The sequence below is a fragment of the Silvania sp. genome (genome assembly GCF_051656365.1).
In the GTDB taxonomy this organism is placed as follows: domain Bacteria; phylum Pseudomonadota; class Gammaproteobacteria; order Enterobacterales; family Enterobacteriaceae; genus Enterobacter; species Enterobacter hatchlandensis.
The window spans coordinates 50,098-65,703 of record NZ_JBOGBT010000044.1 but is presented as its reverse complement, the minus strand read 5'-3'; the positions used below and the strand labels follow the sequence as shown (position 1 = coordinate 65,703).

At 56.6% G+C, this 15,606-nt stretch carries 13 protein-coding genes; 9 read left to right on the top strand and 4 right to left on the bottom strand.

What is annotated here, in order from left to right; genetic code table 11:
- Both ACRDD5_RS09560 and sbcD read right to left on the bottom strand, forming a co-directional pair.
- On the bottom strand, positions 1-1,134 hold a 1,134-nt coding region (locus tag ACRDD5_RS09560; RefSeq protein ID WP_438676616.1), incomplete at its 3' end, for an AAA family ATPase.
- Entirely contained in the window at positions 1,131-2,336 is a 1,206-nt protein-coding gene (gene sbcD / locus ACRDD5_RS09555) for an exonuclease subunit SbcD (protein WP_438676615.1), read from the bottom strand. The genes ACRDD5_RS09560 and sbcD, both read right to left, overlap by 4 nt.
- A 194-nt stretch (positions 2,337-2,530) precedes the next feature.
- Here sbcD and phoB point away from each other — a divergent pair, with 194 nt between their 5' ends.
- The 5 genes from phoB to malZ all read left to right on the top strand — a co-directional run bounded on the left by phoB (position 2,531) and on the right by malZ (position 9,667).
- On the top strand, positions 2,531-3,220 hold the full coding sequence (phoB, locus tag ACRDD5_RS09550) for a phosphate response regulator transcription factor PhoB (protein WP_271267672.1): 690 nt from the start codon (positions 2,531-2,533) through the stop codon (positions 3,218-3,220).
- A 21-nt stretch (positions 3,221-3,241) separates the two neighbouring features.
- Positions 3,242-4,537: a phosphate regulon sensor histidine kinase PhoR gene (gene phoR, locus ACRDD5_RS09545; protein WP_438676614.1), complete on the top strand. Its 1,296-nt coding sequence runs from the start codon at positions 3,242-3,244 to the stop codon at positions 4,535-4,537.
- 408 nt (positions 4,538-4,945) lie between these two features.
- Positions 4,946-6,265 (top strand): branched-chain amino acid transporter carrier protein BrnQ, encoded by a 1,320-nt coding sequence (gene brnQ, locus ACRDD5_RS09540; protein ID WP_271280872.1) that lies wholly within the window; start codon positions 4,946-4,948, stop codon positions 6,263-6,265.
- A gap of 79 nt (positions 6,266-6,344) precedes the next feature.
- Positions 6,345-7,718, top strand: a complete 1,374-nt coding sequence (gene proY, locus ACRDD5_RS09535; RefSeq protein WP_271280873.1) for a proline-specific permease ProY — start codon at positions 6,345-6,347, stop codon at positions 7,716-7,718.
- Between the two features lie 131 nt (positions 7,719-7,849).
- Positions 7,850-9,667, top strand: a complete 1,818-nt coding sequence (gene malZ, locus ACRDD5_RS09530) for a maltodextrin glucosidase (RefSeq protein ID WP_438676613.1) — start codon at positions 7,850-7,852, stop codon at positions 9,665-9,667.
- Positions 9,668-9,720: 53 nt separating this feature from the next.
- Here the strand turns inward: malZ and ACRDD5_RS09525 are convergent, their stop codons facing one another.
- Both ACRDD5_RS09525 and acpH read right to left on the bottom strand, forming a co-directional pair.
- Complete coding sequence (locus tag ACRDD5_RS09525) at positions 9,721-10,323, bottom strand: peroxiredoxin C (RefSeq protein WP_271280878.1); 603 nt, start codon at positions 10,321-10,323, stop codon at positions 9,721-9,723.
- A gap of 127 nt (positions 10,324-10,450) precedes the next feature.
- Positions 10,451-11,032, bottom strand: a complete 582-nt coding sequence (gene acpH / locus ACRDD5_RS09520) for an ACP phosphodiesterase (protein WP_438676612.1) — start codon at positions 11,030-11,032, stop codon at positions 10,451-10,453.
- Positions 11,033-11,123: 91 nt separating this feature from the next.
- Between acpH and queA the strand changes: the two genes are divergently transcribed.
- From queA to secD, 4 genes are read left to right on the top strand one after another with little or no spacing between them, the layout of a single operon-like run.
- Entirely contained in the window at positions 11,124-12,194 is a 1,071-nt protein-coding gene (queA, locus tag ACRDD5_RS09515; protein ID WP_271280880.1) for a tRNA preQ1(34) S-adenosylmethionine ribosyltransferase-isomerase QueA, read from the top strand.
- Positions 12,195-12,247: 53 nt separating this feature from the next.
- Complete coding sequence (tgt, locus tag ACRDD5_RS09510) at positions 12,248-13,375, top strand: tRNA guanosine(34) transglycosylase Tgt (RefSeq protein ID WP_271267682.1); 1,128 nt, start codon at positions 12,248-12,250, stop codon at positions 13,373-13,375.
- A 22-nt stretch (positions 13,376-13,397) separates the two neighbouring features.
- Complete coding sequence (yajC, locus tag ACRDD5_RS09505) at positions 13,398-13,730, top strand: preprotein translocase subunit YajC (RefSeq protein ID WP_271267683.1); 333 nt, start codon at positions 13,398-13,400, stop codon at positions 13,728-13,730.
- A gap of 25 nt (positions 13,731-13,755) precedes the next feature.
- Complete coding sequence (gene secD / locus ACRDD5_RS09500; RefSeq protein WP_271280881.1) at positions 13,756-15,603, top strand: protein translocase subunit SecD; 1,848 nt, start codon at positions 13,756-13,758, stop codon at positions 15,601-15,603.
- Positions 15,604-15,606: the final 3 nt, after the last annotated feature.

Sequence of the window (15,606 nt, the reverse complement as noted above, 5' to 3'; positions counted from 1 at the left end):
ATCCCGACCAAGCTGGGTAAAGTGGGCGCGCCAGCCCGCCATCTCCTGACTCCACTGGCGGAACCGGTCGTGGTCAGTGAGCCATGGCGTGAGCGCGGCCAGCTCGCTTTGCAAATGGTCGCGTGCGCGGCGCGCCCCGGCGCGGATACGCGCGCGCAGCGCCGTTCTGGCCTGTAAGCGAGTATTCACATCCTGCGCTTGCTGTTCGGTTTGCGCCAGGCGGGTGGTTTGCTCCTGCTGCCGCTCCCACAGCGGACGCAGCAGGGCTGCCGGCTGTGCCAGATGCAGTTTTTCCAGCTCCGGCGTGGCGTCTGTCAGCGCCTGCTGGGCCTGCTGCTGGGCAGTCATTGCCCGCTGCTGCTCGCGCGCGAGCTCGTCGTGACGCGTAAGCCACTGATAATCTTTCTGTTGGCGTTCCTGCTGCGCCAGCAGGATTTTTTCTTCGTCAGTAAGTACCTGCAAACCTTGCTGAAGCTGCTGTTGCTGCTCTTCACTGAGCAATACCACCCCAGCCGCCTGTGCCTGGCGCATCTCCAGTTCGCTACGCGCCGCTTTGTGTTTTTCAAATACCATCGCGGAAATCTGACCGTAGATTTCGGTCCCGGTTAGCTCTTCCAGCAGCTCGGCGCGGTCGCTGGCTTTGGCATTGAGGAAGGCGGCAAACTGGCCCTGGGAGAGCAGCATGGAACGGGTAAAACGGCCGTAGTCCAGTCCGGTCAGGGCGGCGGTCTGTTCGAGCTTATCGGTCACTTTATCGGCCAGAATTTTACCGTCTTCGCAGCGTGCCAGCTCTACGCGCGGGGCCTGTAAGTTGCCGTCCGGCTGATTGCGGGCCCGGTTCTGGCTCCAGAAGGCGCGATAGGCGATGCCTTTAACCTCAAATTCGACTTCTGCCAGGCATTCGGCCGTGTCACGGGTCATCAGATCGTTTTGCGTTTGCGATACTTTTTGCAGGCGCGGCGTCTCATGGTACAGCGCCAGACAGATGGCATCGAGAAGGGTGGTTTTCCCCGCGCCGGTCGCGCCGGTAATGGCGAACAGGCCGTTGCTGGCAAAGGGCTCAGCGGTAAAGTCGATTTTCCATTCGCCCTTCAGGGAGTTGAGATTTTTTAGCCGCAGGCTCAGGATTTTCATGCGCGTTCGTCCTCATCATTGAGCGCGTGCAGCGCATGGGTAAATAGCTCGTTGAGGCGGGTGCGTCGTCCGTCGTCGATCTCCTCCTGTGCCAGCCTTCGCTCGAATACCTCTTCGACGTTGAGTTCGCTGAGCGTTTCGCGCTGTGCGCTCAGCAGGATTTTCTCGCGCTGTTCACGGCTGCGGCGCACCAACAGGACGTCGACAGGCAGGTCCTCAGTGATGGTCTGGATTTTCCTCTGCACATCATGTAGATAGCCGTCGGTAGTGATCTCAATGTCCAGCCACACCGGTGGACTTTGTTCACGATCGCGCCACTGCTCCAGCTGGGCGGTGATGGCGGTGAGATCGCCTTTCAGCACCGCCAGCGGCTGAGTGACCGGAACCGGCAGCGTCTCGACGCTGATCAGCTTTCCTGCGTCAAAACTCACCAGATGTACGCTCTTATGCTTGCCCGTTTCGTCGAAGCTGAGCGAGATCGGTGAGCCGCAGTAACGGATGTGCTCGCAGCCGCCAATCATCTGGGCGCGATGGATGTGCCCCAGTGCGATGTAGTCGGCAGGGGGGAAGTTCTGCGCCGGGAAAGCATCCAGCGTGCCAATATAGATGTCACGCACCGCGTCACTTTTACTGGCACCGACGGTAGTGAGATGCCCGGTGGCGATAATGGGCAGCGGCGCGTCACCGCGCAATTCGCAGGCGTCAGTATACTGTTGGGCATAATAGTTGGTGATGGCCTGCAGCAGATGCTGCTGTTTCTCTTGTCCGGAGAGTCCCGCCTGGCTTTGCACCACATCGCGTGGGCGTAAAAAGGGGATGGGGCACAGCACGGCGCCCGGGGTGCCGTCGCGTTTGTTCAGCAGCTGCGGCGCGTGTCCGGCGCTGGCGACCACGGTGGTGTTGAGAAAGGCCAGGATTTCGCGGGATTCATTGAGCGTAGCCACGGAATCATGATTGCCGGCCACAATCACCAGATGGCAGCCGGTTTGTTGGAGGTTGACCACGAAACGGTTATATAGCTCGCGCGCATAGCTCGGTGGCGATCCGGTATCGAAAATATCCCCAGCCACCAGGATGGCATCCACCTGCTGCGACTGCGCTGTCTCAAGCAGCCAGTTGAGGAACGCTTCATGTTCGGCGGCGCGGCTTTTGCTGTAGAAATTTTGTCCCAGATGCCAGTCCGAGGTGTGAAGTATGCGCATAACAGTTCCGTGGCAAAATAAGATGAAGCGGATTATAAGCTTTCATGGCGAGGAAGATAACCGCAGTGTTTTGGCCTGTCATAAAACAACGGCTTGCCGTACTCTACGGTCATCTTTTTCATAAATCTGTCATAAATCTGACGCATAATGACGCCGTATTACAAACGTGTAACCTCAATAAGACAGGGCAAAGTATGGCGAGACGTATTCTGGTCGTAGAAGATGAAGCACCTATTCGTGAAATGGTCTGCTTCGTGCTCGAACAAAATGGCTTTCAACCCGTAGAAGCCGAAGATTACGACAGCGCGGTGAATCAGCTCAACGAACCCTGGCCCGATCTGATCCTGCTTGACTGGATGTTGCCCGGCGGTTCTGGCCTGCAGTTCATCAAGCATATGAAACGTGAAGCATTAACCCGTGATATCCCGGTTGTGATGTTAACGGCGCGCGGTGAAGAGGAAGATCGCGTTCGCGGTCTGGAGACCGGCGCGGATGATTACATCACCAAACCTTTTTCCCCGAAAGAGCTGGTGGCGCGCATCAAAGCCGTCATGCGCCGAATTTCACCGATGGCGGTGGAAGAGGTGATTGAGATGCAGGGGTTGAGCCTCGACCCGACATCCCATCGGGTGATGACCGGTGAAAACCCGCTTGATATGGGGCCGACAGAATTTAAGCTGTTGCACTTCTTTATGACTCACCCTGAACGCGTTTATAGCCGCGAGCAACTGCTGAATAACGTCTGGGGAACCAACGTGTATGTGGAAGACCGCACGGTGGATGTGCATATCCGCCGTTTGCGCAAAGCCCTGGAAACCAGCGGTCACGATCGTATGGTACAGACCGTCCGCGGCACGGGTTATCGCTTCTCAACCCGTTTCTGAACAATGACAGGAGTGTGACGCGTGCTGGAACGTCTGTCATGGAAAAGGTTGTGTTTTGAGCTGCTGTTATGCTGTATTCCGGCCCTGATCCTCGGGGCCATTTTCGGTTATTGGTCCTGGTTCCTGCTGGCCGCAGTGACCGGGCTGCTGGTCTGGCATTTCTGGAATTTACTCCGTCTCTCCTGGTGGCTGTGGGTTGACAGAAGTATGACCCCTCCGCCGGGGAGCGGAAGCTGGGAACCCTTGTTGTATGGTTTGCACCAGATGCAGATGCGTAATAAAAAGCGCCGACGCGAGCTGGGGAGCCTGATCAAACGCTTTCGCAGCGGGGCCGAATCGCTGCCGGATGCGGTGGTCCTCACCACCGAAGAAGGGACGATGTTCTGGTGTAACGGGCTGGCGCAGCAGCTGCTTGGCCTGCGCTGGCCGGATGATAATGGACAGAACATTCTCAACCTGCTGCGTTACCCCGAGTTCACCCAGTATCTGAAAAAACGCGACTTTACCCGCCCGCATAATTTAGTGCTGAATAACGGCCGTCATCTGGAGATCCGCGTGATGCCCTACAGCGACCAGCAGTGGCTGATGGTGGCGCGCGATGTCACCCAGATGCACCAGCTGGAAGGGGCGCGCCGCAACTTCTTTGCTAACGTCAGCCATGAGCTACGCACCCCGCTCACCGTGCTGCAGGGCTATCTGGAGATGATGCAGGAGCAGACGCTGGAAGGGGCACCGCGGGAAAAAGCGCTGCATACCATGCGTGAGCAAACCCAGAGGATGGAAGGGCTGGTGCGCCAGTTACTGACCCTTTCCCGTATTGAAGGGTCACCTACGCTGGCGCTGAATGAAACCATCGATGTGCCGATGATGCTGCGGATGCTGGAGCGTGAGGCGCAAACGTTGAGTCAGCAGCAGCATCAGCTGACCTTCGAGGTGGACAGCACCCTCAACGTGCGCGGCAGTACCGATGAGCTGCGCAGCGCTATCTCGAACCTGGTCTATAACGCCGTGAATCACACCCCGCCCGGGACCCACATCACCGTGCGCTGGCAGCGTGTCCCGACAGGGGCGGAGTTCAGCGTCGAGGATAACGGCCCGGGTATCGGCCCGGAGCATATTCCTCGCCTTACCGAACGGTTTTACCGGGTGGATAAGGCGCGCTCACGCCAGACCGGGGGCAGCGGCCTGGGGCTGGCAATTGTGAAGCATGCCATCAATCATCATGACAGCCGCCTCGATATCACCAGTACGCCGGGTAAGAGCACGCGTTTCAGCTTTGTGCTCCCGGAACGTTTAATTGCCAATAAAACCCCCTGATAGCCCGCGTGTCATCGGAGGTTGCCACAGGCCAGCGTAAGCTGGCCTGTTTACTTTCCAGCCAGGCGAAGCGCGGATAAATTTTATCCGCCTGTTGCTTTTTTGTTCGCATGATTAGCCATGAGTTTTTCTTATACATGGCGGATTATGCCATCCTGAAGTTTCAGGGTGGCATATTATTCTGGTTTTGCGATCCCATATTGCCTTTAAACGTTATAAGCGTTTAAATTGCCCCCCTGATATCGTCGGACAGACTGTATTTGCGTGGTAAATCGAAAAAATATTCCTGACCACGCCGGTAGGGGAGCATTTCCCGCTGAGATTGCACATTTTTTCCGCTGTTTTGTTCCGCAAGGGATAGCGAAAAATTCAACGTTTTCAACACAACACCACAGGCAGTAAGGTTCTATGACCCATCAACTGAAATCGCGCGACATCATCGCGCTGGGCTTTATGACATTTGCGCTGTTCGTTGGCGCAGGCAACATCATCTTCCCGCCGATGGTTGGCTTGCAGGCAGGTGAACACGTCTGGACTGCGGCACTTGGCTTTCTGATCACCGCCGTGGGTCTGCCGGTGCTGACCGTGGTGGCGCTGGCGAAAGTCGGCGGCGGCGTCGACAGCCTGAGCGCGCCGATCGGCAAAGTGGCCGGGGTGATGCTGGCCGTGGTCTGCTATCTGGCGATTGGGCCGCTGTTCGCGACCCCGCGTACCGCCACCGTCTCCTTTGAAGTGGGGATTGCTCCGCTGACCGGTGAAGGCCCGCTGCCGCTGTTTATCTACAGCCTGGTCTACTTCGCTATCGTGATTCTGGTGTCGCTCTATCCGGGCAAACTGCTGGATACCGTGGGCAACTTCCTCGCGCCGCTGAAAATTCTGGCACTGGTGGTGCTGGCCGTAGCAGCCATCATCTGGCCTGCCGGCCCGCTGAGCAGCGCAACCGAAGCCTATCAAAACGCCGCCTTCTCTAACGGTTTTGTGAATGGCTACCTGACCATGGATACGCTGGGCGCGATGGCGTTCGGTATCGTGATTGTGAATGCGGCGCGTTCCCGCGGTGTAACCGAAGCTCGTCTGCTGACGCGCTATACCGTCTGGGCGGGTCTGATGGCGGGTGCCGGTCTGGCGCTGCTCTATCTGGCGCTGTTCCGTCTGGGTTCCGACAGCAGCGTGCTGGTTGACCAGGGCGCTAACGGTGCGGCTATTCTGCATGCCTACGTTCAGCATACCTTTGGCGGTGCGGGCAGCATGATGCTGGCCATCCTGATCTTCCTGGCCTGTCTGGTGACGGCGGTGGGTCTGACCTGCGCCTGTGCTGAGTTCTTTGCGCAGTATGTTCCGCTGTCTTATCGCACGCTGGTATTTATCCTGGGCGGCTTCTCCATGGCGGTGTCGAACCTGGGGCTGAGCCATCTGATTCAGGTGTCGATTCCGGTTCTGACCACCATCTATCCGCCGTGTATCGTGTTGGTCGTGCTGAGCTTTACCCGCGGCTGGTGGAATAATTCCTCGCGAATTATCGCGCCGGCGATGTTTATCAGTCTGCTTTTTGGTATCCTTGACGGCATTAAGGCATCGGCTATCAGCGCTATGCTGCCCGCCTGGACACAGCGTCTGCCGCTGTCCGAACAGGGGCTGGCGTGGTTGATGCCTACCGTTGTTGCACTGGTACTGGCAATTATCTGGGATCGTGCTGCAGGGCGTCAGGTTACTTCTAACGCGCATTAATCAACGGCTGAATGTTTAACCACGGGGCGTAATGCCCCGTGGTTTTTTGTTTTTTTTAGTCTGAAATGGCATGACACAAATGGAAAGCACTAACACACTCAAGCGTGGATTGAGCGCTCGCCACATCCGCTTTATGGCGCTGGGTTCTGCAATCGGTACCGGTCTTTTTTATGGCTCGGCAGATGCCATTAAAATGGCCGGTCCCAGCGTTCTGCTGGCCTACCTTATTGGCGGCGTCGCAGCCTACATCATCATGCGTGCGTTGGGGGAGATGTCGGTTCATAACCCGTCGGCCAGCTCCTTCTCGCGCTATGCACAAGAAAACCTTGGCCCGCTGGCGGGCTACATCACCGGCTGGACTTACTGCTTTGAGATCCTGATCGTGGCGATTGCCGACGTGACGGCCTTCGGCATTTACATGGGGGTCTGGTTCCCGACGGTGCCGCACTGGATTTGGGTACTGTCGGTAGTGCTGATCATCTGCGCTATTAACCTGATGAGCGTGAAGGTGTTTGGCGAGCTGGAGTTCTGGTTCTCCTTCTTCAAAGTCGCCACCATTATCATCATGATTGCCGCCGGTATCGGGATCATCATCTGGGGGATTGGCAACGGCGGGGAACCGACCGGCATCCACAATCTCTGGAGCAACGGCGGCTTCTTCAGCAACGGCTGGATCGGGATGGTGATGTCGCTGCAGATGGTGATGTTTGCCTACGGTGGGATCGAAATCATCGGCATTACCGCCGGTGAAGCGAAAGACCCGCAGAAATCCATTCCGCGCGCCATCAACTCGGTGCCGATGCGTATTCTGATCTTCTACGTGGGCACGCTGTTTGTGATCATGTCCATCTATCCGTGGAATCAGGTAGGCACCAACGGCAGCCCGTTTGTGCTCACCTTCCAGCATCTGGGGATCACCTTTGCCGCCAGCATCCTCAACTTTGTGGTGCTGACCGCTTCGCTTTCCGCGATTAACGCCGACGTCTTTGGCGTCGGGCGTATGCTGCATGGCATGGCGGAGCAGGGCAGTGCGCCGAAAGTGTTCGCTAAAACGTCCACCCGTGGTACGCCGTGGGTGACGGTGATGGTGATGACCGTGGCGCTGCTGCTGTCGGTGTACCTCAACTACATCATGCCGGAGAACGTCTTCCTGGTGATCGCCTCGCTGGCGACCTTCGCCACCGTCTGGGTGTGGATCATGATTTTGATGTCGCAGATTGGCTTCCGCCGTCGTCTGTCGCCAGACGAGGTGAAAGCGCTGAAGTTTAAAGTGCCGGGCGGCGTGGCAACCACCGTCGTCGGCCTGATCTTTTTGGTCTTCATTATTGGCCTGATTGGCTATCACCCGGAAACCCGCATTTCGCTGTACGTGGGCTTTGCGTGGATTGCGCTGCTGCTGGTGGGCTGGGTGTTTAAACGCCGCCGCGAGCGTCAGTTAGCAGAAGTTCAGTAATCAGGATGCCCGGCAAACGCCGGGCATTTTTCTCCTCCCCCTTCCTCCTCCCTCAATAAACCTCTCCGTGAGGAGTGAACATCAACTACCCTGTGGCAAGGTGACCTCATTTCTGGGAAAGGGGATACAAGATGTTGAATGCCTGGCACCTACCGGTTGCCCCATTTATTAAGCAAAACAACGATAAGCTGGTCATTACGCTGTGGCTGACGGGTGAAAGCCTGCCTGAGCGGGTGACGCTGCGCGCTGAAGTCGATAATGAAGAGACCTCGCTGCCGATGCATAAGCAGCGCACGCAGCCGCAGCCAGGCGTAACCGCCTGGCGTGCGACGATTGATGTGACGCAGGGCCAGCCGCGCCGCCGCTACAGCTTTAAGATGCTGTGGCACAACCGCCAGCTGTGGTTCACCCCGCAGGGGTTTAGCCGTTTTCCGCCCGCGCGGCTGGAGCAGTTTGCCGTCGATTATCCTGACAACGGCCCGCTGTGGGTGGCCGATCAGGTGTTCTATCAGATCTTCCCGGACCGCTTTGCCCGCAGCCAGCGGCGCAATCCGCAGCAGGATCGGACCTATCATCACCACGCTGCTGGTCATGAGGTGATCTTCCGCGAATGGGATGATCCGGTGACGGCCCAGGCGGGCGGGTCGACGTTTTACGGCGGCGATCTCGACGGTATCAGCGAAAAGCTGCCGTACCTGAAACAACTCGGCGTCACGGCGCTCTATCTCAACCCGGTTTTTGCCGCCCCCAGCGTGCATAAATACGACACCGAAGATTATCGTCGCGTGGACGAGCAGTTTGGCGGTGACGTGGCGCTGCTGCGCCTGCGGGAAAATACCCGCAAGGAAGGGATGCGCTTGATTCTGGATGGGGTGTTTAACCACAGCGGCGATTCGCACGCCTGGTTTGACCGCCACAATCGTGCGACAGGCGGCGCCTGCCACAACCCGGAATCACCCCAGCGGGACTGGTACAGTTTTAACGACGAGGGTCGCGCCCTCGACTGGCTGGGCTACGCCAGCTTGCCGAAGCTGGATTACCAGTCACCGACGCTGGTGGATGAGATTTACGGCGGTGAGGACAGCATTGTGCGCCACTGGCTGAAAGCGCCGTGGAACATGGACGGCTGGCGGCTGGATGTGGTGCACATGCTCGGCGAGGCGGGCGGGGCGCGCAATAACCTCCAGCATGTGGCCGGGATCACCCGTTCGGCAAAGCAGGCCAATTCAGAGGCCTTCGTCTTTGGCGAGCACTTTGGTGATGCCCGCCAGTGGCTGCAGGCCGATGCGGAAGATTCGGCGATGAACTATCGCGGCTTTACCTTCCCGCTGTGGGGCTTCCTCGCCAATACCGATATTTCCTACGATCCGCAGCATATCGACGCTGAAACCTGCATGAAGTGGATGGATAACTACCGCGCCAGCCTCTCGCATCAGCAGCAACTGCGCATGTTTAATCAGCTCGACAGCCATGACACCGCGCGCTTTAAATCGCTGCTGGGTAAAGATGTGGCGCGACTGCCGCTGGCGATCGTCTGGCTGTTCAGCTGGCCTGGCGTGCCGTGCATCTATTACGGTGATGAGGTGGGGCTGGATGGCAATAACGATCCGTTCTGCCGCAAGACCTTCCCGTGGGATACCGAGAAGCAGGATCAGGGGCTGCTGTCGCTTTATCAGCGGCTAATAAAGTTGCGTAAGCAGAGCAAGGCGCTGCGCTACGGCGGGTGCCAGGTGCTGTACGCCCACGACAACGTGGTGGTGTTTATGCGCGTCTATAATCAGCAGCGGGTGCTGATTGCCATTAACCGGGGTGATGCCTGCGAAGTGGTGCTGGATGATTCGCCGCTGCTTAACGTTAAACAGTGGACGTTGAAAGAGGGGAAAGGCGTGGTGCAGGAGGGCGTGCTCTCATTACCGGCGATTTCTGCCTCGATCTGGTACGGCAGCTGAACGCGCAATAAAAAAGGCCCGCATCAGCGGGCCTTTCTCGTCAACGATGCCGATTACAGGCTGGTGACGTTCTCGGTCAGGTATTTCGCTACGCCTGCTGGAGAAGCAGCCATACCTTCTTTCCCTTTTTCCCACTGAGCCGGGCACACTTCACCGTGCTCTTCGTGGAACTGCAGCGCGTCAACCATACGCAGCATTTCGTCGATGTTACGACCCAGCGGCAGATCGTTCACGACCTGGTGACGCACGATACCGTTCGCGTCGATCAGGAAGGAGCCGCGCAGTGCCACGCCAGCGTCCGGATGTTCGATACCGTAAGCCTGCTGGATTTCACGTTTGATGTCCGCAACCATTGCGTATTTCACCGCACCGATGCCGCCGTTGTCGACAGGGGTGTTACGCCATGCGTTGTGTACAAACTCAGAGTCGAAGGAGACGCCAACCACTTCTACGCCACGCTTCTGGAATTCTTCGTAACGCTTGTCGAACGCGATCAGCTCAGACGGGCAAACGAAGGTAAAGTCCATCGGCCAGAAGAACAGAACGGTCGGTTTACCATTGGTGTGCTGCTTGAAGTTGAAGTTATCAACGATTTCACCGTTGCCCAGAACTGCTGCAGCTGTAAAATCCGGAGCCGGACGAGTTACCAGAACCATAAGATTCTCCTGTAATGACTAAGGTTATTTGGAACGCAACGCGGGCCAGTATAGAGAGTAATGGGGCAGGTGACAAAGAGGTGCTGACAATCGTTAAGTCAGTTTTTACCTATCGATCACACTTTGATTAAAGTTGTTTGTTTTTCGCCTGCGCCATCATGCGCGGGTAAAACTGCCAGAAGCGGGCCTCTAATGCGTCGTAGTGAGCGTCCAGATCCTGCCAGGAGTCGCGCAGGGCATCGAGGCGCGGGCGGCGGCTGGCCATTCCGTTCAGCACTCGCTGAATGAAATCCATCTCGCTGTAGCGTTCCAACCAGCGCTCGGACCACAGGTAGTCATTCAGATTGACAAAACGCGGCGGGGAGTCGGGCAGGATCATCGCCACCTGGGCGTGGGCGTAGCGCACAAACGCCGGCAGCGGCATCTCCGGCGACAGTTGTGCCCAGTGTCGTGATAAAAAATGATCCCACATGACGTCCAGCGTAATCGGTGCCACGCGGCGCGTTTCGGGGCGGAACCAGGCTTTCGCTTCTTTAACTTCGGGCAGATTGTCGGTCAGAACATCAATCCGCCGGTGCATAAAAATCCCCTCAACGACGTCTGCGGCGTAATCCTCGGCGGGATTGCCGCGTACGAAATCGGCCAGCAGATTGCCGGAAAGGGAGCTGTCAGCGAGGTGAGCGAGATGCAGGTGAGCGAGAAAATTCATGCGATTCGTTATCCGGATACGGCTAGTTGTTGCAGCCAGGAGGTGTGGGCACTAGACTAAGCCGCCTGTTTTTAAGTCACGAGTATAAGCCATGCGCGTCGCCGATTTCTCCTTTGAATTACCCGAGTCCCTGATTGCCCACTATCCCATGCCTGAGCGCAGTAGCTGCCGCTTGTTGTCGCTGGACGGGCCGACGGGGGCGCTGACGCACGGTACTTTCACCGATTTACTCGACAAGCTCAACCCAGGCGACCTGCTGGTCTTTAACAATACCCGCGTGATCCCGGCTCGTCTGTTTGGCCGTAAAGCCAGCGGCGGCAAGATTGAAGTGCTGGTCGAAAGAATGCTCGATGATAAACGTATTCTGGCACATATTCGTGCGTCCAAGGCGCCGAAGCCGGGCGCGGAGCTGTTGCTGGGGGATGACGAGAGCATCAATGCTACCATGGTGGCTCGCCATGATGCGTTATTTGAAGTGCAGTTCAACGATGAACGTCCGGTACTGGATATTCTGAACAGCATCGGCCATATGCCGCTGCCGCCGTATATCGACCGTCCTGATGAAGAGGCTGACCGCGAGCTGTATCAGACCGTCTACAGCCAGAAGCCAGGTGCGGTTGCGGCGCCAACGGCGGGTCTGCATTTTGACGATCCAATGCTTGAAAAGCTGCGCGAGAAAGGCGTTGAGCTGGCGTTTGTGACCCTGCACGTGGGCGCGGGCACTTTCCAGCCGGTGCGGGTGGACAGCATTGAAGATCACATCATGCACTCTGAGTATGCCGAAGTGCCGCAGGACGTGGTAGACGCCGTGCTGGCGGCAAAAGCGCGCGGTAACCGTGTTATCGCTGTGGGCACCACCTCGGTGCGTTCGCTGGAGAGTGCCGCCCAGGCCGCCAGTGATGCGCTGATCGCCCCGTTCTTCAACGATACTAAAATCTTCATCTACCCAGGTTATCAATATCAGGTTGTTGACGCACTGGTGACCAATTTCCACCTGCCGGAATCCACCCTGATCATGCTGGTGTCGGCATTTGCCGGTTATCAACACACCATGAATGCCTACAAGGCTGCGGTAGAACAAAAATATCGATTTTTTAGCTACGGTGACGCGATGTTTATCACGTACAATCCGCAGGCTTTAAATGAGCGTGTCGGGGAATAGCTCCGCGACACTGGTGTAACGCGCCGGACTGTTTTTCTGGTGCAGGAGAAAACATGAAATTTGAACTCGATACCACCGATGGTCGCGCTCGCCGTGGCCGTCTGGTGTTTGATCGCGGCGTAGTCGAAACGCCAGCCTTTATGCCTGTGGGCACCTACGGCACCGTCAAAGGGATGACGCCGGAAGAGGTCGAAGCCACCGGCGCGCAAATTATCCTCGGTAACACCTTCCACCTGTGGCTGCGCCCGGGTCAGGAGGTCATGAAGCTGCACGGCGATCTGCACGATTTTATGCAGTGGAAAGGTCCGATCCTGACCGACTCCGGCGGCTTCCAGGTTTTCAGCCTCGGTGATATTCGTAAAATTACTGAAAAAGGCGTTCACTTCCGTAACCCGATCAACGGCGACCCGATTTTCCTCGATCCGGAAAAATCGATGGAGATTCAGAACGATCTCGGCTCCGACATCGTGATGATCTTCGACGAATGTACGCCATACCCGGCAGACTGGGACTACGCCAAGCGTTCGATGGAGATGTCCCTGCGCTGGGCGCAGCGCAGCCGCGACCGTTTTGACTCCCTGGAAAACAAAAATGCGCTGTTCGGTATTATTCAGGGCAGCGTTTACGAAGATTTACGCGATATCTCTGTTAAAGGTCTGGTAGAGATAGGTTTTGATGGCTACGCTGTCGGCGGTCTGGCTGTGGGTGAGCCAAAGGAAGATATGCACCGCATTCTGGAGCATGTTTGCCCGCAAATTCCAGCAGATAAACCCCGGTACCTGATGGGCGTGGGTAAACCAGAAGATCTGGTTGAAGGCGTTCGTCGCGGCATTGATATGTTCGACTGCGTTATGCCTACGCGCAACGCGCGTAATGGTCACCTGTTTGTGACCGACGGCGTGGTGAAAATCCGTAACGCGAAGCACAAAAGCGATACCAGCACGCTCGATGCCGAGTGCGATTGCTACACCTGTCGCAATTATTCACGTGCCTATCTGTACCATCTTGATCGCTGTAATGAAATATTGGGCGCGCGTCTCAACACGATTCATAACCTTCGCTATTACCAGCGCTTAATGGCTGGTTTACGCAAGGCTATCGAAGAGGGTAAATTAGAGAGCTTCGTGACTGATTTTTACCAGCGGCAGGGTCGGGATGTCCCACCTTTGAACGTTGATTAATTTATAAAATGAGGGAATTTGAATGAGCTTTTTTATTTCTGATGCGGTAGCGGCAACAGGTGCACCGGCGCAGGGCAGCCCGATGTCTCTGATCCTGATGCTGGTGGTGTTTGGTCTGATTTTCTATTTCATGATCCTGCGTCCACAGCAGAAGCGCACCAAAGAGCACAAAAAGCTGATGGACTCCATCGCTAAAGGTGACGAAGTGCTGACCAACGGTGGCCTGGTGGGTCGTGTGAGCAAGGTTTCCGACAACGGTTATGTTGTTATCGCCCTGAACGACACCACTGAAGTGGTTATCAAACGTGACTTCGTAGCTGCCGTTCTGCCGAAAGGCACCATGAAGGCGCTGTAATCAACTTTTCCCAAAGGGAACTGCCGTGTTAAACCGTTATCCTTTGTGGAAGTACATCATGCTGGTCGTCGTGATCGTCGTCGGCCTGCTGTATGCACTCCCCAACCTGTATGGTGAGGATCCGGCTGTTCAAATCACTGGCGCGCGCGGTGTCGCCGCCAGTGAGCAAACGCTGATCCAGGTCCAGAAAACTTTACAAGAAGAAAAAATTACCGCTAAGTCTGTGGCACTGGAAGAGGGCGCAATTCTTGCTCGCTTCGACTCCACCGACACGCAGCTCCGCGCTCGTGAAGCGCTGATGGGCGTGATGGGTGATAAATTTGTCGTGGCGTTGAACCTTGCTCCTGCAACTCCGCGCTGGTTAGCCTCTATTAACGCAGAGCCGATGAAACTCGGTCTTGACCTGCGTGGCGGCGTTCACTTCCTGATGGAAGTGGATATGGATACCGCGCTCGGTAAACTGCAGGAACAAAATATTGATAGCCTGCGCAGCGATCTGCGTGAAAAAGGCATCCCTTACACCACCGTGCGTAAGGAAGATAATTACGGGCTGAGCATCGCGTTCCGCGACAGCAGCGCGCGCGATCAGGCGATGGATTACCTGACGCAGCGTCATCGCGATCTGGTGCTGTCCAGCCAGGGTAGCAACCAGCTGCGTGCGGTGATGACCGATGTACGTCTGAAAGAAGCGCGTGAATACGCGGTTCAGCAGAACATCAACATCCTGCGTAACCGTGTAAACCAGCTTGGCGTGGCCGAACCGCTGGTTCAGCGTCAGGGCTCTGACCGTATCGTGGTTGAGCTGCCGGGTATCCAGGATACCGCGCGTGCGAAAGAGATTCTTGGCGCGACCGCAACTCTGGAATTCCGTCTGGTGAACACCAACGTCGATCAGTCCGCTGTGGCGTCTGGCCGCGTTCCGGGTGATTCGGAAGTGAAACAGACCCGTGAAGGTCAGCCGGTTGTCATGTACAAGCGTGTGATCCTGACCGGTGACCACATCACCGACTCCACCTCCAGCCAGGATGAATACAACCAGGCGCAGGTTAACATCTCGCTCGACAGCGCAGGTGGCAACATCATGTCTAACTTCACCAAGGACAACATCGGTAAACCGATGGCGACCCTGTTCGTGGAGTACAAAGACAGCGGTAAGAAAGACGCCAACGGTCGCGCTATTCTGGTGAAACAGGAAGAGGTGATTAACATCGCCAACATCCAGTCTCGGCTGGGTAACAGCTTCCGTATCACCGGTATCAGTAACCCGAACGAAGCCCGTCAGCTCTCGCTGCTGCTGCGTGCCGGTGCGCTGATCGCGCCAATTCAGATTGTTGAAGAGCGCACCATCGGTCCAACGCTGGGTATGCAGAACATCACCCAAGGTCTGGAAGCCTGTCTGGCCGGTCTTCTGATCTCCATCGTCTTCATGCTGTTCTTCTATAAGAAGTTTGGCCTGATTGCGACCTCAGCGCTGATTGCGAACCTGGTGCTGATCATCGGCATTATGTCCCTGCTGCCAGGGGCAACGCTGACCATGCCGGGGATCGCGGGTATCGTCTTAACCCTTGCGGTTGCGGTCGATGCTAACGTACTGATTAACGAACGTATCAAAGAAGAGTTGAGCAACGGGCGTTCAGTACAACAGGCGATCGATGAAGGCTACCGCGGCGCGTTCAGCTCTATTTTCGATGCGAACGTGACGACGCTAATCAAAGTCCTGATCCTGTACGCTGTCGGTACTGGTGCCATTAAAGGTTTTGCTATCACGACCGGTATCGGCGTGGCGACCTCAATGTTTACCGCTATCGTCGGCACCCGTGCCATCGTGAACCTGCTGTACGGCGGCAAGCGCGTTAAAAAGCTGTCTATCTGAGGA

Bases quoted from the DNA above. Each gene is read 5' to 3' on its own strand.
- queA (WP_271280880.1), top strand. From the start codon at position 11,124: ATGCGCGTCGCCGATTTCTCCTTTGAATTACCCGAGTCCCTGATTGCC.
- phoB (WP_271267672.1), top strand. From the start codon at position 2,531: ATGGCGAGACGTATTCTGGTCGTAGAAGATGAAGCACCTATTCGTGAA.
- proY (WP_271280873.1), top strand. From the start codon at position 6,345: ATGGAAAGCACTAACACACTCAAGCGTGGATTGAGCGCTCGCCACATC.
- ACRDD5_RS09525 (WP_271280878.1), bottom strand. From the start codon at position 10,323: ATGGTTCTGGTAACTCGTCCGGCTCCGGATTTTACAGCTGCAGCAGTT.
- yajC (WP_271267683.1), top strand. From the start codon at position 13,398: ATGAGCTTTTTTATTTCTGATGCGGTAGCGGCAACAGGTGCACCGGCG.
- malZ (WP_438676613.1), top strand. From the start codon at position 7,850: ATGTTGAATGCCTGGCACCTACCGGTTGCCCCATTTATTAAGCAAAAC.
- tgt (WP_271267682.1), top strand. From the start codon at position 12,248: ATGAAATTTGAACTCGATACCACCGATGGTCGCGCTCGCCGTGGCCGT.
- brnQ (WP_271280872.1), top strand. From the start codon at position 4,946: ATGACCCATCAACTGAAATCGCGCGACATCATCGCGCTGGGCTTTATG.
- acpH (WP_438676612.1), bottom strand. From the start codon at position 11,032: ATGAATTTTCTCGCTCACCTGCATCTCGCTCACCTCGCTGACAGCTCC.
- sbcD (WP_438676615.1), bottom strand. From the start codon at position 2,336: ATGCGCATACTTCACACCTCGGACTGGCATCTGGGACAAAATTTCTAC.